Annotated in this window: 15 protein-coding genes; 11 read left to right on the top strand and 4 right to left on the bottom strand. The window is 70.8% G+C overall.

Annotation, left to right across the window (positions count from 1 at the left end):
• The first annotated feature begins 336 nt into the window (after positions 1 to 336).
• Genes CXH06_RS06880 through CXH06_RS06860 form a run of 5 tightly spaced genes read left to right on the top strand, consistent with a single transcriptional unit; the run spans position 337 to position 6,344 of the window.
• Positions 337 to 2,067 carry a glycoside hydrolase gene (locus tag CXH06_RS06880; protein WP_114854415.1) on the top strand — a complete coding sequence of 577 codons (1,731 nt, stop codon included), beginning with the start codon at positions 337 to 339 and terminating at the stop codon, positions 2,065 to 2,067.
• A complete protein-coding gene (locus CXH06_RS06875) occupies positions 2,064 to 2,930 on the top strand; it encodes an aldo/keto reductase (protein WP_114854414.1) in 867 nt (288 codons plus the stop codon). Before CXH06_RS06880 ends, CXH06_RS06875 begins: the two co-directional genes overlap by 4 nt.
• A 54-nt stretch (positions 2,931 to 2,984) precedes the next feature.
• On the top strand, positions 2,985 to 3,971 hold the full coding sequence (locus CXH06_RS06870) for a carbohydrate ABC transporter permease (protein ID WP_114854413.1): 987 nt from the start codon (positions 2,985 to 2,987) through the stop codon (positions 3,969 to 3,971).
• Complete coding sequence (locus CXH06_RS06865; protein ID WP_114854412.1) at positions 3,968 to 4,876, top strand: carbohydrate ABC transporter permease; 909 nt, start codon at positions 3,968 to 3,970, stop codon at positions 4,874 to 4,876. Before CXH06_RS06870 ends, CXH06_RS06865 begins: the two co-directional genes overlap by 4 nt.
• 46 nt (positions 4,877 to 4,922) lie before the next feature.
• On the top strand, positions 4,923 to 6,344 hold the full coding sequence (locus tag CXH06_RS06860; protein ID WP_114854411.1) for an ABC transporter substrate-binding protein: 1,422 nt from the start codon (positions 4,923 to 4,925) through the stop codon (positions 6,342 to 6,344).
• Positions 6,345 to 6,356: 12 nt separating this feature from the next.
• Here the strand turns inward: CXH06_RS06860 and CXH06_RS06855 are convergent, their stop codons facing one another.
• A complete protein-coding gene (locus CXH06_RS06855; protein WP_114854410.1) occupies positions 6,357 to 7,520 on the bottom strand; it encodes an ROK family transcriptional regulator in 1,164 nt (387 codons plus the stop codon).
• A gap of 292 nt (positions 7,521 to 7,812) precedes the next feature.
• On the opposite strand from CXH06_RS06855, the gene CXH06_RS06850 reads away from it, so the two are divergent.
• From CXH06_RS06850 to CXH06_RS06840, 3 genes are read left to right on the top strand one after another with little or no spacing between them, the layout of a single operon-like run.
• Entirely contained in the window at positions 7,813 to 9,516 is a 1,704-nt protein-coding gene (locus tag CXH06_RS06850; RefSeq protein WP_114854409.1) for an extracellular solute-binding protein, read from the top strand.
• 60 nt (positions 9,517 to 9,576) lie between these two features.
• On the top strand, positions 9,577 to 10,599 hold the full coding sequence (locus CXH06_RS06845; RefSeq protein WP_232820239.1) for an ABC transporter permease subunit: 1,023 nt from the start codon (positions 9,577 to 9,579) through the stop codon (positions 10,597 to 10,599).
• Positions 10,596 to 11,549: a carbohydrate ABC transporter permease gene (locus CXH06_RS06840; protein ID WP_198684031.1), complete on the top strand. Its 954-nt coding sequence runs from the start codon at positions 10,596 to 10,598 to the stop codon at positions 11,547 to 11,549. The genes CXH06_RS06845 and CXH06_RS06840 overlap by 4 nt, the downstream gene beginning before the upstream one ends.
• A 63-nt stretch (positions 11,550 to 11,612) precedes the next feature.
• On the opposite strand, the gene CXH06_RS06835 is transcribed toward CXH06_RS06840, so the two are convergent.
• Positions 11,613 to 13,898, bottom strand: coding sequence for a glycoside hydrolase family 3 N-terminal domain-containing protein (locus CXH06_RS06835; RefSeq protein ID WP_114854407.1), 2,286 nt, complete (start codon positions 13,896 to 13,898; stop codon positions 11,613 to 11,615).
• A 122-nt stretch (positions 13,899 to 14,020) separates the two neighbouring features.
• On the opposite strand from CXH06_RS06835, the gene add reads away from it, so the two are divergent.
• Positions 14,021 to 15,031: an adenosine deaminase gene (add, locus tag CXH06_RS06830; protein ID WP_114854406.1), complete on the top strand. Its 1,011-nt coding sequence runs from the start codon at positions 14,021 to 14,023 to the stop codon at positions 15,029 to 15,031.
• A gap of 91 nt (positions 15,032 to 15,122) precedes the next feature.
• Here the strand turns inward: add and CXH06_RS06825 are convergent, their stop codons facing one another.
• Positions 15,123 to 16,037, bottom strand: a complete 915-nt coding sequence (locus tag CXH06_RS06825; RefSeq protein ID WP_114854405.1) for a sigma-70 family RNA polymerase sigma factor — start codon at positions 16,035 to 16,037, stop codon at positions 15,123 to 15,125.
• A 77-nt stretch (positions 16,038 to 16,114) separates the two neighbouring features.
• Here CXH06_RS06825 and CXH06_RS06820 point away from each other — a divergent pair, with 77 nt between their 5' ends.
• Entirely contained in the window at positions 16,115 to 16,939 is an 825-nt protein-coding gene (locus CXH06_RS06820) for an SDR family oxidoreductase (protein WP_114854514.1), read from the top strand.
• A gap of 139 nt (positions 16,940 to 17,078) precedes the next feature.
• Positions 17,079 to 18,614 (top strand): DUF4041 domain-containing protein, encoded by a 1,536-nt coding sequence (locus CXH06_RS06815; RefSeq protein ID WP_369832973.1) that lies wholly within the window; start codon positions 17,079 to 17,081, stop codon positions 18,612 to 18,614.
• Here CXH06_RS06815 and CXH06_RS06810 read toward each other — a convergent pair.
• Positions 18,611 to 20,119, bottom strand: a complete 1,509-nt coding sequence (locus tag CXH06_RS06810; RefSeq protein ID WP_114854404.1) for an FGGY family carbohydrate kinase — start codon at positions 20,117 to 20,119, stop codon at positions 18,611 to 18,613. The genes CXH06_RS06815 and CXH06_RS06810 overlap by 4 nt on opposite strands.
• Position 20,120 lies beyond the last annotated feature (1 nt).

The following is a 20,120-nucleotide window of genomic DNA, read 5'->3' as shown; positions in this document are numbered from 1 at the left end:
CCGCGCGACCCACCTCCCGTTTCCCGGTGTAGCACGACCGTTCCACGGGCCCACCTCGACGCTCGCCGCCCTACGCCAACTCCTTCTCGTAGATTGTTGACAATCTACACTCGACGTTCCTAGGCTGTGCTCCAGGATCGACGAGCCCACCCGGCCCCCGACCCACGGCACCAGCGCCGACGGCAAAGCAGCCGTCTCGGCGTGCTCCATCGCTCAGCAGATCGAGGACCCCCTCGCTGGTGAGCAGCGCATCTCCCACACCTCGCACCCTCCGGAGCGCACTCCGAGCCCTCCGGCCGCAGCATCCCGTGACGCCCCGAAAGGCAGTGACCGCGCGTGTCGACCACCGCTCAGCCCACCCACGTGAACCTCACCAGTGCTCGGGCGTTTCCGCCCAATGCGCCGAGCGATCCCACCGCGCCGCACGTCGCGACCGCCGCGGTGAGAATCGACGCCGGTCGGAGTGCCGGTGCGCTCACGCGCCTCTGGGAGAGCGTGGGATATGACGAGATCAATTGGACGTACACCCCCACCGGGCGCCATCTCCTGAACACCTTCGGTGAACTCGCCGAGACGGGCTACCACATCCGCCCCCACTACGCGCTCTGCTCCGGATCCGGGTTCGGCATCCCCCACTGGGGCAACGGAAACGTCTACCACGAGGACGCTGACGGCACTCCCTATTACGACTTCACCATCCTCGACCAGGCCTACGACGCGATCGTCGAGGCCGGGCACCACGTGCTGGTCGAGATCGGCTTCACCCCGCGCGATCTCCTCCCGCCCGAGGCCGCGGACCTCACCGTGACCTCCAGCCCCACCGTGTACTCGGCCTATGAGGCCGGTCAGTGGGCCTACCCTCCGCGCGACTACGGCCGCTGGCGGGACCTCGTCGCCGCAGTGGCCGCGCACTGCCTCGAGCGCTACGGCGCGGCCGAGGTCGAGACCTGGCTGTGGGAGCTGTGGAACGAGCCGGACATCTTCTACTGGCGCGGAACCCCCGAGCAGTTCCACGACCTGTACGCGGCGACGGTCGAGGGAGTGCGCAGCGTCCTTCCCTCGGCGAAGGTGGGCGGGCCGGCCGTGACCGGCGGAGGCACCGAGTTCCTGCGCGGATTCCTGGCCTACACCGATGCGCATGATCTGCCCCTGGACTTCGTCTCCTTCCACACCAAGGGATCCTCCTTCACCCCGTGGCGCGTGTACGGCCCCACCGGCGGCGACGCCCCGGAACAGCAGAGCCCGTCGACGCACAAGATGCTCTACGAAGTCCGCTCCATGCTGCGCGTCATGGCAGAGTTCCCCGCGTATCGGACGCTTCCCGCGATCATCGACGAATGCGATGCAGGGGTCCCCGCCCATTTCTCCGTCTACGACAACGCGAACTTCCGCTTCCAGAACACGGAGTACTTCCCCGTCTTCCAGGTGAAGCTCATGAAGAAGCTGCTGGACCTCAGCGACGACGAGGGCGCGAACGTGCAGCAGGCGACGTCGTGGAGCTTCTACTTCGAGGGTGAGCGCTTCTTCGAGGGGACTCGCGCCTTCCTCACGGCGGACCGCGTCGAGAAACCTCTGCTGAACGCCTACCGCCTGCTCGCTCGACTGGGCGAGCAGCGGCTGGAGGCCACCAGCGACGCCGCCCATGGCGTGGAGCTGCTCGACGAGGCCGACGGGCGCTCCATGCCGGAAGAGGTGGACGTGCTCGCCACCCGCCATGACGACGGTCGCCTCGCCGCGGCGGTCTGGAGGCACACCGATGATCAGTACCGCACTGCCGAGTCGCCCACCCCGGTGTCGCTCACGGTGACCGGACTCGAGCCCGGTGAGTACCGGCTCTCGCACCATCGCATCGACGCGAGCCACTCCAACAGCCACACCGTGTGGCAGTCGATCGGCGCTCCGCAGGTGCCGACCACCGAGGAGCTCGCCCAGATCCATGCGCGCGAAGGACTCGAGGAGCTGTCCGAGGCGGTCGAGGTGCTCCCCGACGCCGACGGCACGCTCTCGCTGAGCATCCACCTGCCGCTGCCGGCCGTCTCGCTGCTCACCCTGGAGCCCCTCCGATGAGCACCGCGCCTGCCTCTCCCGCCGCCCCGCTGACCGCTCGCACCGCGATCGCTGCGGGCGTCGACCTCCCCCAGCTCGGCCTCGGTGTCTTCCAGATCCCGCCCGATCAGGTCCAGCCGATCGTCGAGCAGGCCCTGGACGTGGGCTACCGGCACGTGGACACGGCCGCCGCGTACAACAACGAATCCGGTGTGGGCGCTGCTCTGCGAGCGTCCGGTCTGCCCCGCGAGGAGGTGTTCGTGACCTCCAAGCTCCGCAACGGGGAGCAGGGCTACGACGCCGCCCTGCGAGCCCACGCCGAGACCCTCGAACGGCTGGGAGTGGACCACCTGGATCTGTTCCTCATCCACTGGCCGAATCCTGGAGCGGGACTGTGGCAGGAGACCTGGAGGGCCTTCGAACGGCTGCACTCCGAGGGCTCCGTGCGGGCGATCGGCGTCTCCAACTTCCTCCCCGAGCACCTGCGCGAGCTCACCGAGGTGGCGTCGACCCTCCCCGCGGTGAACCAGATCGAACTGCACCCCACCCATTCCCAGAGCGATCTCGTGGCGCACCATCGGGAGCTCGGCATCACTGTGGAGAGCTACTCGCCGCTGGGACAGGGAGCGGACCTCGACCTCCCGGAGATCACGCGGATCGCGGAGGCCCACTGCGCCACTCCGGCACAGGTGGTCCTGCGCTGGCACATCCAGCACGGGTTCGTGGTCATCCCCAAGACCACGTCCCGCGATCGTCTCGTGGAGAACCTCGACGTCGACGGCTTCCGCCTGTCCGCGGAGCAGATGGCGACGATCGATGCCCTCGACCGCGGTCACCGCATCGGCAACGACCCCGCCACCTTCTCGATCAGCCAGATCCGCTGACCGTGGTCGCCGTGGGCTCGCACACGGCGACCACGCTCCGGAAGGAGTCTCCTGATGTCCGATTCCTCGGTTCTCACCCCCGCGCCGGCTCCCCCGGACCGCGGTCGTTCCCTGGCGCCGCGCCCCGTGCGCCGCCCGGCACAGCGCGCTCGCCTGCGTCGGCGCAATCTGTGGATCTACGCGTTCCTGCTGCCCACCTTCGTCCTCTACGGGATGTACACGCTGTACCCCATGGTCGCCAGCTACTGGTACTCGCTCGTCGAGTGGAACGGATTCACCGCGGACCAGCGCTTCGTGGGCCTGGAGAACTATCGGGCCGTGCTGGCCGATCCGATGTTCTGGTCCGCAGTGCGCATCACGCTGGTGTTCATGCTGATCGTCGCACCGCTGCGGGTCTTCGGGGCGTTCTTCCTCGCGATGATGTTGAACTCGCCGAAGCTGCCGTTCTCCGCGTTCTTCCGGACGATGTACTTCCTGCCGGTCGTCACGACCACGGCGATCGTGGGCGTGGTGATGCGATTCGTGCTCGATCCGGCGAGCGGTCCGCTCTCTTATGTGACCGAGCTGTTCGGCCTCGGTCCCGTCGACCTGCTGGGCAGCTCCGCGACCGCGCTCCCGACGGCGGCGGTGATCTACGTCTGGAAGTTCTTCGGGATCACCCTCATCTACTGGCTCGCCGCCCTGCAGACGGTCCCGAAGGATCTCTACGAGGCGGCGCGGATCGATGGAGCCGGCGCCGTCCAGACCTTCCGTCACATCACGCTGCCGCTGCTGATCCCATTCCTGCTGATCATCACCGTGCTCACCGTCGAGGACTGCTTCCATGCCTTCGACCTCATGCAGACCATGACCGCCGGTGGCCCCTTCTACAGCACCGAGATCATCGAGATCTACATCTACCGCTTCGCCTTCGCGGCGACGATCCCCCAGCTCGGCTTCGCCTCCGCAGCCGCCGTGCTGTTCGGTCTCCTCGTCCTCGCGGTGGTCGGAGTGCAGCTGTGGGTCACGATGCTCGCCCGACGCTCAGGAGCCCGCTCATGACCACCCTGGATCGTCCTACCTCTGCCCGGACGCCGCACGACCCGACGCCACCCGAAAGGCCGTCGCGCGGTCACCGCTGGCGTCGGCGCCTGCCCTGGTGGCTCCTGGTGGCCGTGCTCGGCGTGATCGCCCTGCTGTGGATCTATCCCTTCATCTGGATGGTCTCCGCCTCGCTGAAGTCCCCTGCCGAGATCTTCGCCGGCGGACTCTCCCTGCTCCCCGAGGAGCTGCGCTGGGAGAACTATGCGCGGGCCTGGACGGACGGGAACTTCCGGCGCTACCTGCTCAACACCGCAGTCGTCACGATCGCCACGGTCGTGATCGTGACCGTGCGTTGCGCCCTGGCCGGCTACGTGCTGGGCAGGTACCGCTTCCCCGGTTCGCGACTGATCCTCGGCATCCTGGTGGCGACTCTGTTCGTGCCGACCGGGTACACGATCATCCCGGTCGTGAAGCTGTCGATGCAGCTGGGCCTGCTCGACCAGCTCTCGGGCATGATCCTGGCTCTCTCCGGCGGGGCGAACGTCGCGGCCATCCTCATCTACGCCGGGTATTTCCGAGGACTGCCCGCGGAGCTCGAGGAAGCCGCCGTCGTGGACGGCGCGGGGTTCCTGCGCACCTTCTCCCGCATCATGCTCCCGCTGTCGATGCCCGTCACCGCGACGGTCTCGGTGCTGACGTTCCTCTTCACCTGGAACGCCTTCTTCCTGCCGCTGGTGTTCTCGTTCAGCAATCCCGATCTGCGGACCGTGAGCGTCGGCATGCAGGCCTTCGTCGGCGAGAACTCCACGGACTGGTCGGGGATGGCCGCCGCCGGAGTGATCTCCCTGATCCCCATCGTCGCGCTGTTCGCCTTCATGCAGCGCTACTTCGTCGAGGGCATCGCGGGGTCCGTGAAGTCCTGAACCGCTCGATCGCCCACCCCTGCATCAGAGCTCGAGGAGGAGCCCCATGCACCATCTCACCCGTCGCCACGCTCTCGCCGGATTCGGCGCCGCCGGCCTCACCGCCCTGGCCACCGCCTGTGGTGGACCCAGCGCGCCCCCTACGGCGGGAGGCGGCTCCGGCGCAGTGCGCTGGTGGGACCACTTCGGCGGCCTCCAGGAGCTCCATGGCCAGTGGGCCGAGGACGTCAGCGCCACGATCGACACCACCATCGAGCACACCTACAACGAGCCGTCGGCCGCTACCGAGGCTCTCCAGCTCGCCAATCAGGCAGGTCAGCTCCCGGACGTGTACACCGCTCTGGTGGGGCTGCCGCTCCCCGCCCTGGTGGATGCGGGCTGGGCCCACGAGATCACCCTCTCCGAGGAGGCGAGGAATCGGCTCCCCGAGGGTTCGTTCGTCGAGGGTCTGACTCAGCTGGACGGGAAGATCTACGGTCTCCCCGCCTTCAGCGAGAAGCAGTACGTGGCATGCGCCTGGTACAACACCGAGATCGCCGAGGCCGTGGGCTTCGAGCCGCCGTCCAGCTACGACGAGCTCCTCGCCGCTCTGGCCGCGATCCACTCCCATGGAGAGTTCGACCCGATGACGATGGCCCTCGGCGTGCCCGGCCGCATGACCGAGCAGATCAATGATCTCGCCCAGGCGGCAGGCTTCCCCGGCTACGAGGGCCAGCGCTACGACACCGGCGCCTACGAGTACCATCACGACGCCTACGTGACGGCGATCGAGCTGTACAAGGAGATCTCCGACAAGGGGTTCCTGCTCCCCGGGAGTGCTGGGTTCCAGATTCCCGACGCCCGCGGGCGCTGGGCAGCTGGCAGCATCGGGTTCCACATGGACGGCCCGTACTCCCCGGGCGCCGTGCGGTCGCTCAATCCCGACATGCTGCCGACGATGGCCGTGGCAGGGATGCCCACTCCCGAGGGCCAGGAGATCGTCGCTGCCCGAGGGGCCCGATCGAGCGACTGGGTGGTCAGCGGCAGCACCCAGTTCGCGGAGCAGGCCTCCCAGCTCGTCGAGACCTTCACTCAGGAGGACTATCAGACCGAGCTCGCCACGGCGATGGACCAGCCGCCGATCCTCCTGGATGTGGTCGCGCAGGCCGATGTCATCGAGCCGTACTCGTGGCTCGTGGAGGATTTCGGTCGGCGCGTGTTCCGCGCACCGCAGCCGATCGTCCGCAATGTCGAGGTCTCCGCCGTGGAGGCGAAGCGATCCACCGTCACCCCCGAGCTCGGCAACATCGTCCAGGGGTACCTCGGCGGAGAGATCACCGACGTGAAGCAGGCCCTGATCGATCTCAGCGATGCGCACTCGACCGCTCTGGACGAAGCGATCGAGAAAGCGACGGCCGATGGTGCCTCGGTGGACCGGACGGACTGGGAGTTCCCGGACTGGGTGGCCGGCCAGGATTACGTCTACTGAGCGCCGCCCCGGTCAGTCCTCGATCCGCGCCCGGATCGCCAGGACGGCCGCCGCCCGCGCCCATTCGTCGAAGGCGAACGGCGCGATCTCCAGAGGAACCGGGGCGGCGGCCGGGTGGGCGTGGGCCGCGATGGACGCGTCGAGCTCCTCCCGGGCGAGCGCGGTGACGGCGATCCCGTCGCCGGTGATCACCACCTTCTGCGGATCCAGGGTGGCCGCCAGCGTGGCCACCAGCGCGCCCAGCGCGCGGGCGGCGCCGCGGACGACGCGCAGGGCGTCGGCGTCCCCCGCCCGCGCCAGGGTGAGCAGCCCGTCGTAATCGGTCCCGGGCCGGTCGAGCGACTGGACCATGGCACCGCTGGTGAGAGAGGCGGAGGGGCAGACGCGGCCGCAGTAGTCGCAGACGGGACCGTCCCCGCTCAGCGGCAGGTGGTCCAGCCGCCCCGCCGCGCCCTGCGCGCCCGTGACCAGCTGCCCCGCCACGATGGCCCCGACGCCGAGGCCCACACCGATCGTCAGCAGGACGAGCGAATCGAGGCCGACCCCCACGCCGAAGAGGTGCTCCGCCGCGGTGAGGCAGCGGACGTCGTTCTCGATCTGCACGGGGAGGTCGAGCTCCTCCTCGAGCCGCCGCGCGAGCGGCACGTCCCGCCAGCCGTGGAACGGGGAGTCGATCATCGCGCCGCCCCCGGGGACCGTCCGCACGTCCCCGCCCAGCGCGACGCCGACCCCCACCACGGGCGAGCGGCCGTCCTCGAGGCGAGTCCGGACCACGGAGATCTGGGCGATCACGTCCTCGACCTCCCGCGACCGCAGCGGCTCATCGACCTCCACCAGGACCCGGGCACCCAGGTCGGTGACCACGGCGTAGAGGCGGTCGCCGGTGAGCTTGACGCCCAGGAATCTCCAGGCGTCCTGGCGGGCGTGGAGCATCTCGCCGGGCCGCCCGGTCGTGCCCCGCCGCTCCATGTGCCCCTCGACGAGGAGTCCCCAGTCGACCAGCTCGCGGGTGACACGGGTGAGGCTGGCGCGGGACAGGCCCAGGTCCCGCGCGATCTCCGCCCGGGACGACGGGCCGCCCACGAGCACGGCACGCAGGGTGGCGCGGTGGACGGGGCCGAGCTCGGGCCACGTCGGGCCGGAGGTCCCGCCGCTCCGAGCCGTCTGGCCGCTCATCGATGCTCCTTCCGGGGACGTCATCGGCATGTCGAAATCATCGAACGCGTCGAGTCGAAATCGAGGCATCGTGCGCCGTGCCTCGCGGCGTCGCATCGCTCCCTCGACGTCGACAGCACAGCATCGAAGACGTCGAACACTCTCGCTCGAACAGATTCGACGATCCCCGCCTCCTCACGACTTTGTTACGTTCGTTGACAATCATAGGACCTCTTCGTAGCGTGTGCCGCGCGGGGGCCGGACCTCGGCCGCGACCCGTGCATCGCTCCCACTCAACGATGAGGACAGGACCATGGCGAAGAATCTGACGACCCCGGCGCTGCGTCGGCGCACGCTGCTCAGGACGGGACTGCTCGGCTCCGTGTGCGCCGCAGGGCTCCCGCTGCTGGCCGGCTGCGGAGAGATCAGCGGCGGGGAGGCCAGCGTGCAGACGCAGAACGCGTCGCTGGACATCCTCCCCGAGTACGTGGAATGGCCGCTGCCGGCGGAGCCCGATCTGGTGGGCGAGCCGCCGGACCATCCCAGCGCCTATCTCACCTATCCCGATCCCGTGCCCCAGGCGATCCCCGAACCCCGCGAGGGCTCCGGCAGCTACTCGATCTACGTCCCCAACTGGGGGCCGTCGATGGCCAAGGACGATCCGTACTACACAGCGATGGCCGAGGCCATGGGCGGGACGCGCATCGAGTTCGTGCAGAACGACCCCAACGCCTACACCGAGGCCTCGGTGCAGTGGATCAAGGCCCAGGAGTTCGGTGACGGCATCCTGCTGTTCTCCTGGATGACCTCCGCCGATGCGAACTTCGACGAGACCGTCGTCAACCGCTTCGCCAACCTCTCCGAGGTCCTCGCCGGGGACATCTCCGAGCGCTGGCCGCTGCTGGCCGGCCGCGGCGACGACGTCTGGGCCGCTTCCGTCTGGGCCGAGGATCCGGCGAACCCCGAGGAGACCTCCGGCATCTACGGCATCCCGTGGACCACCAACGGAGGCCCCGGCAACGGCTTCTTCTACCGCGCCGACCTGCTTGCGGAGGCCGGGCTCGAGGTCCCCACCACCGTCGAGGAGCTGCTCGAGGTGGCGCGCGCGTGGACCGACGATCCGGCGGGCAAGTGGGCCATCGGCGGCACGGACTACATGTCCACCGCCTGGTTCGGTCTGACACCGGGCTCCGGCTGGAGCTCGCAGGACGGCGAGATCGTGCACAACAACGAGCGTCCCGAGTTCAAGGAATGGGTGGAGTTCCAGCGCCAGATCCGCGAGGAGGGCCTGGTCCACCCCGACGTCGGCACCCCGAACTTCGACGGCAAGGCCGCCCAGAGGGCGGGCGAGGTCCTCTTCGACCAGGACGGCTGGGCCCGCTGGACCGACGTGCCCGCACAGGTGGCCGCCAGCGGCGAGAACCCCGACTTCGATCTCGACGTCCTCGGGGCGCTGACCTCCAAGGATCGAGAGCCGATGTACCACGCCGCGAGCGGCGTGGCCGGGTGGCTGTTCCTCAGCAACCAGCTCGAGAGGGAGCAGATCGAGGAGATCCTCGACGTCGCGAACTGGTGCTCGTCCCCGGCCGGCACGATCGAGCAGGAGATGATCGTCTACGGCATCGAGGGCGAGCACTTCGAGCGCGGGGACGACGGCCGGCCCGCCTTCACCGAGGCGGGCATCACCGCCAAGCAGGACTCCTTCGCCTTCACCGCCATGAGCGGCGTGGTCCAGAACGTGCTCGAGGGGCCGGCGGACATGGTCCAGCGGCGCTTCGACTTCAACGCCTCCGTGCTCCCCGTGCTGGTCAAGGACGAGTTCGAGACCGCGCGCGTGACCGCCCCGGCCGGCGCCGACGAGGCCGGCACGATCTTCGACGAGAAGGTCAACGACATCATCATGGGCCGCGCGGACCTCTCCACCCTCGAGGACGCGGTCGCGACCTGGAAGGCCGACGGCGGCGACGCGACGCGCGCCGTCTACGAAGAGGTCCACCGGAACATGGAGGGTCAGTGACATGCCCCGCCCTCCGATCATGACCGCCGGCGGCGGTCCGAGCGGCGGGAGCCGGGTCCGATGATGCTCCGCACCTCCCGCTCCTCCGCGACCCCGGTGCCCGAGGTCCTCGCGTCGTCCGAGGCCGAGGACGCCGGAACCGAGACTCCGCGCCCCGTCCTCCGCCGGCGCATCCCGCTGCGGGCGCGCCTGCGGCGTGACTGGCCCCTGCTGCTGCTTGTGTTCCCGGCGCTGCTGCAGCTCGCGTTCTTCTTCTACCTGCCCTCGCTGTTCAGCGTCATCGCGTTCATGGACTACAGCCCCTACCGGCCGCTGTGGGAGAACCCGATCATCGGGTTCACGTACTTCCAGATGCTGTTCCAGGACCCGTACTTCGTGGGCGCGCTGATCAACACGCTGAAGTTCGCGCTCGCGCAGCTGCTGTTCGTCTTCCCGTTCTCGATCTTCCTCGCGCTGCTGGTGCACGGGATGCTCAACAAGGTGCTGCGCAACGGCTTCCAGTCGATCGTGTACCTGCCGTACTTCTTCTCCTGGGTCCTCGTGGTGACGATCTTCCTGCAGATCCTGGGGCAGGACGGCCTGCTCAGCCGCTGGCTGGTGGGCATGGGTGCCGAGCGTCTGACCATCATGAACAACCCCGAGACCTTCACCTTCCTGGCCTGGATGCAGTGGACGTGGAAGGACGCCGGCTGGGGCATGATCATCTTCCTCGCCGCGCTGGGGGCGATCAGCCCCAGCCTCTACGAGGCGGCGGCGGCCGACGGCGCGAGCCGGTGGCAGCGGCTGTGGCACATCACGCTGCCGGGGATCCGCCCGGTGATCGTCCTGCTGCTGATCCTGCAGCTGGGCGGGATCCTCACCGTCGGCTTCGAGCAGTACCAGCTGCAGCGCGAGGCCGTCGGCTGGCAGACCGCGGAGGTGCTGGACACCTTCGTCTACTACCGCACGATCCTGGCGTCCGACGGGGAATCCCTCGGCACAGCGGCGGGCCTGTTCAAGGGTGTGATCGGCCTGCTGCTGATCCTCTCCGCCAACAACGTCGCGCACCGGCTCGGCGAGCAGGGGGTGTTCCAGAAGTCATGAGCATCCAGATGCCCAAGCTGTTCACCCCGCGCGAGCCCGAGCGGGTCCGTCCGATCTGGGACGAGGAGCTCTCGCTCCCGATGAAGCTCCTGCGGGGGGTGTTCCTCGCCCTCTACGCCGGAGCGGTCCTGGTGCCGATCTGGGCGGTGGTCGCCACCAGCCTCGCGAGCGAGGAGGCGCTGACCCGTGCGGGCGGCGACCTGGTGCTGCTGCCCACGGACCTCAGCCTCCAGGCGTACCGGGAGATCCTCTCCGGCGGTGCGGTCACCCAGTCGCTGCTGTTCACGATCATGCTGACCGCGGTCGGCACGGCGGTGAGCCTGGTGCTCACCGTCGGCGCCGCCTATGGACTCTCCCGGCCCGGGACGCTGTGGCACTCCAAGCTGCTCATGGCCATCCTGGTCACGCTGCTGTTCGCTCCCGGCATGTACCCCTCCTACCTGGTGGTGCAGAACCTGGGCCTGCTGAACAACATGTGGGCGCTGATCCTGCCTGTGTGCTTCAGCGCCTGGAACCTCATCGTGCTGCGGACGTTCTTCATGACCAGCATCCCGCCGGACCTCATCGACGCCGCGAAGATCGACGGCGCCGGGGAGTTCAAGATCCTCTTCCGGATCGTGCTGCCGATGTCGAAGGCGATCCTGGCCGTCATCGGGCTGTTCTACGCGGTGGGCTACTGGAACACGTACTTCCTGGGCGTGCTCTACACCCCGGGCATGGACGTGAAGCCGATCCAGGTGCTCATCCAGCAGTGGCTGCTGGCCTCCTCGGGGCCCACCGGCCAGGACGCCGCCGCGGCCGCGGCGATCTCCTCCGGGATGGAGAACGCCCCGGCGGCCTCGCTGAAGATGGCGGCCGTGGTGTGCACGATCATCCCGATCGTCATCATGTACCCGTTCATCCAGAAGCACTTCACCAAGGCCGTCATCACCGGTGCCGTGAAGGGCTGAAGGCAGCGCCGAGGTCAGATGCGCCGGTCTGCAGGAGCTGAGCGGCGCATCCGACCTCGGTGATCACGCTCCGGGCGGGGCGATCTCGCAGCGGACGCCCTCGATGTCGAGGTCCGTGCGGGCGGCGGGATTCGCGGGATCGGCGAAGGCGCGCTCGAGCGGGAGGCGGAGCTCGACGCGCTGCTCGACGCCCGGCTCGAGCTGCACCCGCGCGAAGGCCAGCAGCTCGCGGCGGCGGGGCACGCGCAGCCCGCCACGGCGATGGCCGAAGACGGTGAGCGTGCCGGCGGTGGGGGCGTCGCCACGCGTGACGGCCGTGGCCACCAGGCGCACCTCCTGCCCGTCCACCGCGGTCTCCACCCCGGTCACCTCCAGGTCGCGGTACCGCAGGCCGTGGCCGACGTCGAAGAGCACCGGCTCCGGCACGTCCTGGTAGACGGAGGCGGAGCGGTGGCGGTCGTTGTAGCGCAGCGGGAGCACCGCGGGGTGGCGGGGCAGCGTCATGGGCAGGCGGCCGGTGGGCTCGGCCGCGCCCAGCAGGAGATCGGCGATCGCCTCGCCGCCGAAGGGACCGGGGTAGCCCGCCCACACCAGCGCCTGGGAGTGGGCGAGCACCTCGGTGAGCACGTGGGGCCGGCCGGCCACGACCACCGCGATCACCGGCACCGCGGCGGGCGTCGCGGCGCGGACGGCGCGCACCAGGGCGTCCTGCGCCCCGGGCAGGGAGATGTCCGCGCGGTCCACGCCCTCCCCGCCGGTGGCCGAGCCGGCGCGACCCGCGATCGCCCCGTTCTCCGCGAACTCGTCGTCGTAGGAGCGGTGGCTGGTGCCGCCGAGGACGATCACCACCGTGTCGCTCGCGGCGAGGTCGACGACGCCGGGTGTGGCGGGATCCTCGGTGCTGGGCGCCGCACCGTCGGTGAGGCAGGTGGCGGCGAGGTCCGTGGGGCTGGCCCAGGGAGCGGCGTCGACGCGGGCCTGCGGGAGCGCCTCGCGCAGCGCGTCGGCGATCGAGAGGGCGGAGCCGGCCGGCTGCGGGGCCACGTAGTCGCCCAGCAGACAGGGCACGTCCTCGGCGTAGGGGCCGACGACGGCCAGTCGGCGCAGCGCCGCGGGGTCCAGCGGCAGGCTGCGCGGGGCGCCGTCGGCCCCGTCGGCCAGCAGCACGAGGGAGCTGGCGGCCAGGGTGCGCGAGGCGTGCCGGGCCGCCTCCCGCGCAGTCTCCAGGCGGACGGTCTCGCGGCCGGGATCCGTGGAGCGCTGCGGGCCCAGCAGGCCCATGCGCGCCTTGAGCGCGAGCACGCGCCGCGCGGCGCGGTCCACCTGGGCGGCCACGCGCTCGTCGGACTCCGCGAGCTGGTCGAGGGTCGTGAACCCCTCGTCGCACAGGGAGAGGTCCACGCCCGCCAGCAGCCCGGCGCGGCCGGCCGAGGGCAGATCGCCGGTCATCCCGGCGAGGCGGTCCACGGCGTACATGTCCGCCATGACGATGCCGTCGAAGCCGTGCTGCTCGCGCAGCAGGCCGGTGAGCAGCCCGTGGTGGGCGCAGCAGGGGATGCCGTCGATGTCGTTGTAGGCGGCCATGAAGCCCACCACCCCGGCATCGAGGCCCGCGATCACCGGCGGCAGGTGGATCTCCTCGAGATCGTTCGGCCCCAGCAGCGCGGACTGCCCGTTGCGCCCGCCCACGGCCTCGCCCTGCGCGGCGAGGTGCTTGAGGACCACGCCCACGCCGTCGCCGCCCAGCGCCCGGCGGTCCTCGCCCTGCATGCCCCGGACGATCGCGCGGGTGAGCTCCGCGGCCAGCAGCGGGTCCTCCCCGAAGGTCTCCTCGCTGCGGCCCCAGCGACCGTCGCGCAGCACGTCCAGCGCGGAGACCAGCGCGAGGTGGACGCCGCTCGCGGCGAGCTCCGCGGCCACGGCGCGGGAGGCCTCCTCGAGCGCCGACGGGTCCCAGCTGGCGCCCGCGGCGAGGTTCACCGGCAGCGTGGTGCCGCCGAGAGCCTGGTGGCCGTGGGGCGCCTCCTCCGCGACCAGCACGCCGATCCCCTGCGGGCTCGCGGCGGCGACCGCCTCCTGGAGGACGGCCATGGCCTCGGCCCGCTCCTCGGGGCGGATCCCGCCGTTGGTCCAGGAGCGGCCGGACCAGGCGTCGGCCCGCATCGGGGCGTACAGCGCGCCCATCCCCTGCCAGCGCTCGATCTCTGCGAGCGCCTCCTCGGTGAGGGCGAAGCCGCCCGAGGTGCGGCGCAGGGCGTGCCAACCCAGCAGTCGCTGGTTGAGCTGGCCCACCTTCTGGGTGGTGGTCATGGCGGCGAGCACGTCATCGATGCTCGGGTCGGTGGTCATGCAGTTCCCTCCCGGGGGTTCGAGGTCATCGGGCAGTCAACCATGTGGGCGTCGGAATGACGCGACGGCACGGCGTACCGTTCGAAGAGCCCCGTCCGTCCCGTCCCCGAGGAGCCCTCCCCATGTCCAGCATCGACCGCGAGTTCATCGACGCCCTGCCCAAGGCAGAGCTGCACGTGCACATCGAGGGCACCCTCGAACCGGAGCTGAAGCTCGAGCTGGCCCGCCGCAACGGGGTGGACATCGGCCAGTCGACCGTCGAGGAGGTGCGCGCCACCTACGCGTTCACCGACCTCACGAGCTTCCTGGCCGTCTACTACCCGGCGATGGAGGTGCTGGTCACCGAGCAGGACTTCCATGACCTGGCCCTCGGCTACCTGCGCCGCGCGGCGGCCGACGGCGTGGTCCGCGCCGAGATCTTCTTCGACCCGCAGGCGCACACCAGCCGCGGCGTCCCCTTCGCCACGGTCATCGACGGGCTGTGGTCCGCGATCCAGGAGGCCCCGTCGCTGGGCGTGGACGCGGCGCTGATCATGTGCTTCCTGCGCGATCACAGCGCGGAGTCCGCCCGGGAGACGCTCGAGGCCTCGCTCCCCTATCGCGAGAAGATCGTGGGCGTGGGCCTGGACTCCGACGAGCGCGGCAACCCGCCGGAGAAGTTCGCCGAGGTCTTCGCCGCCGCGCAGGAGGCCGGCTACCGGCTGACCATGCACTGCGACGTCGACCAGGAGCAGTCGATCGCGAACATCGCCACCGTCTTGCACACCATCGGGGTGGAGCGCATCGACCACGGCACCAACATCCTCGAGGACCCGGCGCTGGTCGCCGAGGCGATGCAGCGGGGCATCGGCTTCACCTGCTGCCCGCTGTCGAACTCCTTCGTCAGCGACCAGATGAAGGGCGAGGAGATCACCGCCCTGCTGCGGCAGGGCGCCAAGGTCTCCCTCGCCTCCGACGATCCGGCGTACTTCGGTGGGTACGTGGGCGACAACTACGCAGCCCTCGCCGCGGCGCAGCAGCTCGGCCGCGAGGAGCTGGCGCTGCTGGCGCGCAATTCGCTCGAGATCAGCTGGGCCGACCAGGCGCAGGTCGCCCGGTGGCTGGAGCAGCTGGACGCGGTCGTCGCGAGCTGACCGGCGGCCGCTGCGCGGCGGTCTTGGGTGCGATTCCGAACCAGATCTCTGTCGAATCCGGTTCGGAATCGCACCCGAGTCCCCGCCGGCCTCAGCGGGGGTGCGACCAGCCTGCGACCGCCGGCCCGCGCGGCGCCGCATCGAGCACCGCCTGCACCTCGAGGGCCGCGAGCCGCTCTGGATCCGCGAGCACGTCGAGGCCGATGATCTGCTCACCAGCGACGTCGAAGGCCATGATCGAGACCACGCGACCCCGCAGCACCGCCGCGACCCCCGGCCGCCCGCCGAGGAGTATCGGCGTGGAGTGGGCGGCCAGACGGCCCGAGAGCACGGCCTGCTCGGCGATCGCGTGCGCCCCGTGGATGGTCCGGGTCCCGGCCGCGGAGGTCGCCCGCAGCGCGGCCCCGTCGTCGAGCAGGGACAGCAGCGCGGTGACATCGCCGTTCTGCGCGGCCTCCAGCCACGCCTGCACCAGGCGCCGCCCCCGGTCACGGTCCGCGCGCGCCGGGCCGTCGGCATCCCGCAGCTGACGTCGTGCCCGGGAGGCGAGCTGACGAGCCGCCTGCGGGGACCGGTCGAGCACGGCGGCGATCTCGTCGAAGGGCCGCTCGAAGGCGTCGTGGAGCACGAAGGCGATCCGCTCCGCGGGGCTGAGCAGCTCCAGCAGCAGGAGCAGGGCGCCGCCGATCCGGTCGCTCTCGGCCACGAGCTCGGCGGGGTCGCCCGCTGTCGCCTCGGGCTCGTTCCGCCACGGCTCGGCCTCCCAGGAGCGCTCGCGCGTGCGCCGCGGAGCGCGCAGCACGTCGAGGCTCACCCGGGAGACGACGGTGGTGAGCCAGGCGGGAAGGTTCTCGATCGCTGCGGCGTCGGCGCGGGCGAGGCGCAGCCAGGTCTCCTGGACGGCGTCCTCGGCGTCGGCGCGGGTGCCCAGCAGCTTCTGCGCGACCGCCAGAAGCCGAGGCCGCTCCTGGTCGAAGCGCTCCGCGAGGTCCATCTGCTGCGTCATGTCACGTCTCCGGGGTGTCGCTCGTCGAGGGGGTGACGAGGGAGAGGCCCTCGTGGAACCAGCGAAGGGTGATCACCATGACCACTGCCCCGCCCCTGCTCGTGACCGGCGGCACCGGGACCATCGGCAGTCAGGTGGTGCCGATGCTACGGCGCGCCGGCGCCGAGGTGCGCGTGCTGTCGCGTCACCCGCGCACCGACTCCCCGGGTATCCGGCACGTCCAGGGGGACACGGTGGCCGGGACCGGCCTGGCCGCGGCGCTGGACGGGGTGGAGACGGTGCTGCATCTGGCCGGTGGCGCGAAGGGCGATGACGTGGCGGCACAGAACCTCGCTGCCGCCGCTCGAGAGGCTGGGGTAGGGCATCTGCTGCTGATCTCGGTGATCGGAGCGGATGCCATGCCGATCGGGTACTTCCGTGCGAAGGCCGCCGCCGAGCGCTCGCTCGTCGCCTCCGGCGTACCCTTCACGATCCTGCGCGCCGCCCAGCTCCACGAGTTCGTGCTGCCCCTGGCGCGCGGGCTCAGTCGTCTCCCCCTGTTGCCCCTTGCGGGTGGCCTGCGCTTCGAACCGATCCACGTGCAGGAGGTCGCCGCGCGTCTGGTGGAGCTCGCCCTCGACGAGCCCGCCGGACGGGTCCCGGATCTTGCAGGTCCCGCGGTGCTGGACGTGCGTGCCCTCGCCGACGCGTACGCCGAGGTCCACGGCCGGCGCCGTCGCCGGGGCATCCCGATCCGCGTGCCCGGTGCGATCGGCCGCGCCTACCGGGCCGGCGAGAACCTCGCCGGGGCGGGAGCCGATCGAGGTGCTCAGGGCTGGCGAGAGTTCCTCCTCGAATGCCGGGCGGAGGTGGGGATCCGCGCGGTCTCGGGTCTCGATTCGGCGGCATCGCCCGGGACCTGAGGGCATGTGACTTCTGACGGTGAAGACAGTAGCCCCGTCGACTGTCAGTAGGACGGCGCATGATGGGGAGCGGGCCCGGCCTCCGAACCGGATCCGAGCAGCACCACAGCCTCATTCCGCACACCAGGAGGGACGACGGATGATGAGTGAACAGAGCTCGGTGCCACCAGGGTGGTACCCGGACCCCTCCGGACGGCATGAGCAGAGGTGGTGGGACGGAGGCCGCTGGCGCGACGCCGTGATCGACCAGGGAGTTCGCAGCGACGATCCCCTGCTCCCCGTGGCCCCGGATAACGAGCGGACGGCCGCCGCGCAGGCGACCACCACCGGGAGTGCGGACGCCGCCGACGCCAAGATCACCGTGTTCTCCGCGAAGAAGATCGCCACCGACCTCCAGGCCGAGACCAAGCAGCTGCGCTCCCGGGTGTCGGCCCTCGAGAGGGTGGCCCGCGACTACGGAGGCCTCGAAGCCGCGGAGATCGCAGTGCGCCTCGAAGCACTCCGGTCTCAGGAGGTCGCTGAGCGAGCTCGGGTGTCCGAGCAGATCCGTGCCGTGACCGGAGAGCTGTCCGCGGTGCAGCAGCAGATCGCCCGCGCCCGGTCCGAGCTGGCCACCGTGGAACAGGACATCATCGTCTCCCGCGATCGCGTGGAGCTCGAGGCGCGCGGGCTGTTCGACTACGAACACGTCGCCGAGTCATCGGCTTCGCTCGCCGCAGAGCTCGCGACCGTGCGCTCACAGATCAAGGACAGCAACAAGTACGACCGAGCGATCCACGCGGTCTCCGCGTTCACGTTCAACAATTCCGCCGCCAAGGGGAAGACCTTTGTGAACCAGATGCGTCGGATCATGCTGCGGGCATACAACGCCGAGGCGGAGAACGCGGTCAAGACGGTGAAGACGGGGAACCTGACCCCGGCGCTGAAGCGACTCATACGGGCGAAGGAGCAGATCGAGAAGCAGGGCACCATGATCTCCCTCGCGGTCGACGCGAGCTATCACCGGCTCCGCCTGCGGGAGATCGAGCTGGCGGCCCGCCATCACGAAGCCGTCGCGGCGGAGAAGGTGCTCGATCGTGAGCGCCGCGAGGAACTGCGGGAGCAGCGACGGGCGGAACAGGAGCTGCGTGCTGAGAAGGAGCGGCTCGAGAAGGAGCGCACCCACTACCTCAACTCGATCCGCCGGCTCCGGGCGGCCGGCGACGATGCTCGGGCCGACGAGCTGCAGCAGCAGCTCGCCACGATCGACGAGGAGATCGCGCAGGCCGACTATCGCGCCGCGAACATCCGGGCCGGATACGTCTACGTCATCTCCAACATCGGAGCCTTCGGCGAGGGCGTCGTGAAGATCGGCATGACCCGCAGGCTCGAGCCGATGGATCGGGTGAAGGAGCTCGGAGACGCCTCCGTCCCCTTCACCTTCGACGTGCATGCGCTGTTCTTCTCCGACGATGCGGTCAGCGTCGAGAACGAGCTCCACCGCGAGTTCGCGGAGCGGAGGCTGAACCAGGTGAACTCCCGCAAGGAGTTCTTCCGCGTCACGCCGGCCGAGGTCCTCGAGGCGCTCAGGAGACAGCGAGTCTCCGTGCTCGAGTTCCGCACCGATGCCGAGGCGGAGGAGTACCGCACCAGCCGAGCGATGCTGGAGCAGGGCGCTCCCACCGCTGGTCGCTAGATCACGCCGGCGGTTCGCGGAGACGAGCCGTCCTCGCTGCGCCGCCCGATCCGGGCGGCGGCCTCGTAGAGCTCGCGGTGCGCGGGGCGCAGGGCGCGGTAGGCCGCGGCGGCCGACGGATCGGGCTCGACCGGCTCCCCGCCCTGGTCGGCGAGCGGGGCGAGGCGATGGTCGAGGCCGAGCGCCTCGGCGCCGGCAAGCGCGGCGCCGAGCAGGGTCGCATCGGTGCCGTCGACGGCGAGGACCGGACGGCCGGTGACGTCGGCGAGGATCCGGCGCCAGGGGGCCGAGGCCGCGCCGCCGCCGACCACGGGCAGCGGATCGCCGGCCGGTCGGTCCTCGAGCGCGTGGGACAGGGCCAGGGCGATGCCCTCGAGCATGCCCGCGTAGAGGTCCACCGGCCCGGTGGAGGCATCGAGGCCGAGCACCGCGCCGCGCAGCGCCTCGTCCCGGACGGGGAACCTCTCCCCGCCCAGCGAGGGCAGGGCGAGCAGCCCCGTCGGACCGCGGCCGTGCTCCTGCTCCCGCTGCTCGAGGAGGCGGTCGGCGCCCGCCGCGTCCGTTCCGCCGAGGTAGGTGCGCCGCGCCCAGGCGGCCGCGGATCCGGCGGCGAGCAGGGCGGAGATGTGCAGGGTGGTGCCGCCGGCGAGCGCGAGACGGTGCGAGGCGCCGTCGGCCGCGGGAGAGCCGTCGGCCGTGCGCACCCCGGCAATCCAGCCGCTGGTGCCGAGCGAGGCGTGGTCGCGGCCCGCCGCGAGCCCCGTGACGCCGAGGGTCGCCGCCCCTGCGTCCCCGGGGGCGAGCACGATCGGCACGCCGGCGGGGAGACCGAGGAGGGCGCCGGCGCCAGCTCCCGTGCGGCCCACGACCTGGCCGGCGTCCGTGGTCAGGCGCGGCAGCAGGGCCAGGTCGATGCCCGCGGCGCGGGCGACGGCACCGGACCAGTCCCGTGTGCCGGCCTCGAGCAGGCCGGTGGCGGCCGCGGTGGTCGGATCGCACCAGCTGCCCGCGCCGAGAACGACGGCGAGGTGGCCGGCCGGCCCGAAGGTGATCGAGATGGCGCGAGCGATCGCCGCGGGGTCGGTGCGCGCCAGGCGGAGGAACATCGCCGCGCAGCAGCCGGCGTCCTGATGGTTGGCGGTCAGCTCCTCCCAGTCCTCCCCGTCACGGGCGAGGCGGGCACGGATCTCCTCGGCCTCCGCACCGGCGCGGCGGTCGCTGTAGAGGACGGCGGGGTGCGCGGCGCCGGCAGGGCCCTCGAGGACGAGGTCCTGCATCTGACCGGTCAGGCACAGCCCTGCGAGGCCGTCCGAGGCGGGGAGCACCGGGGCGATCGCTGCCCGGGCGGCGCGCACCCAGTCGGCGGGGTCCTGCTCGGCGCCGCCGTCGGAGGTGCTGCGGGTGGGGTAGGCGGAGCTCGCGGTGGCGAGCAGGTGGCCGCCGGTGTCGATCAGCGCGGCCTTCGCGGAGGAGGTGCCGAGGTCGAGACAGAGGAGGCCGGGCATG

The sequence above is a fragment of the Brachybacterium sp. YJGR34 genome (assembly GCF_003347015.1).
In the GTDB taxonomy this organism is placed as follows: Bacteria; Actinomycetota; Actinomycetes; order Actinomycetales; family Dermabacteraceae; genus Brachybacterium.
Note: the sequence above shows the minus strand (reverse complement) of the source record. Positions and strands in the feature narration are given on the sequence as shown.

Bases quoted from the DNA above. Each gene is read 5' to 3' on its own strand.
- add (WP_114854406.1), top strand. From the start codon at position 14,021: ATGTCCAGCATCGACCGCGAGTTCATCGACGCCCTGCCCAAGGCAGAG.
- CXH06_RS06815 (WP_369832973.1), top strand. From the start codon at position 17,079: ATGATGAGTGAACAGAGCTCGGTGCCACCAGGGTGGTACCCGGACCCC.
- CXH06_RS06810 (WP_114854404.1), bottom strand. From the start codon at position 20,119: ATGCCCGGCCTCCTCTGTCTCGACCTCGGCACCTCCTCCGCGAAGGCC.
- CXH06_RS06865 (WP_114854412.1), top strand. From the start codon at position 3,968: ATGACCACCCTGGATCGTCCTACCTCTGCCCGGACGCCGCACGACCCG.
- CXH06_RS06850 (WP_114854409.1), top strand. From the start codon at position 7,813: ATGGCGAAGAATCTGACGACCCCGGCGCTGCGTCGGCGCACGCTGCTC.
- CXH06_RS06845 (WP_232820239.1), top strand. From the start codon at position 9,577: ATGATGCTCCGCACCTCCCGCTCCTCCGCGACCCCGGTGCCCGAGGTC.
- CXH06_RS06825 (WP_114854405.1), bottom strand. From the start codon at position 16,037: ATGACGCAGCAGATGGACCTCGCGGAGCGCTTCGACCAGGAGCGGCCT.
- CXH06_RS06840 (WP_198684031.1), top strand. From the start codon at position 10,596: ATGAGCATCCAGATGCCCAAGCTGTTCACCCCGCGCGAGCCCGAGCGG.
- CXH06_RS06860 (WP_114854411.1), top strand. From the start codon at position 4,923: ATGCACCATCTCACCCGTCGCCACGCTCTCGCCGGATTCGGCGCCGCC.
- CXH06_RS06835 (WP_114854407.1), bottom strand. From the start codon at position 13,898: ATGACCACCGACCCGAGCATCGATGACGTGCTCGCCGCCATGACCACC.
- CXH06_RS06855 (WP_114854410.1), bottom strand. From the start codon at position 7,520: ATGAGCGGCCAGACGGCTCGGAGCGGCGGGACCTCCGGCCCGACGTGG.
- CXH06_RS06870 (WP_114854413.1), top strand. From the start codon at position 2,985: ATGTCCGATTCCTCGGTTCTCACCCCCGCGCCGGCTCCCCCGGACCGC.
- CXH06_RS06820 (WP_114854514.1), top strand. From the start codon at position 16,115: ATGACCACTGCCCCGCCCCTGCTCGTGACCGGCGGCACCGGGACCATC.
- CXH06_RS06875 (WP_114854414.1), top strand. From the start codon at position 2,064: ATGAGCACCGCGCCTGCCTCTCCCGCCGCCCCGCTGACCGCTCGCACC.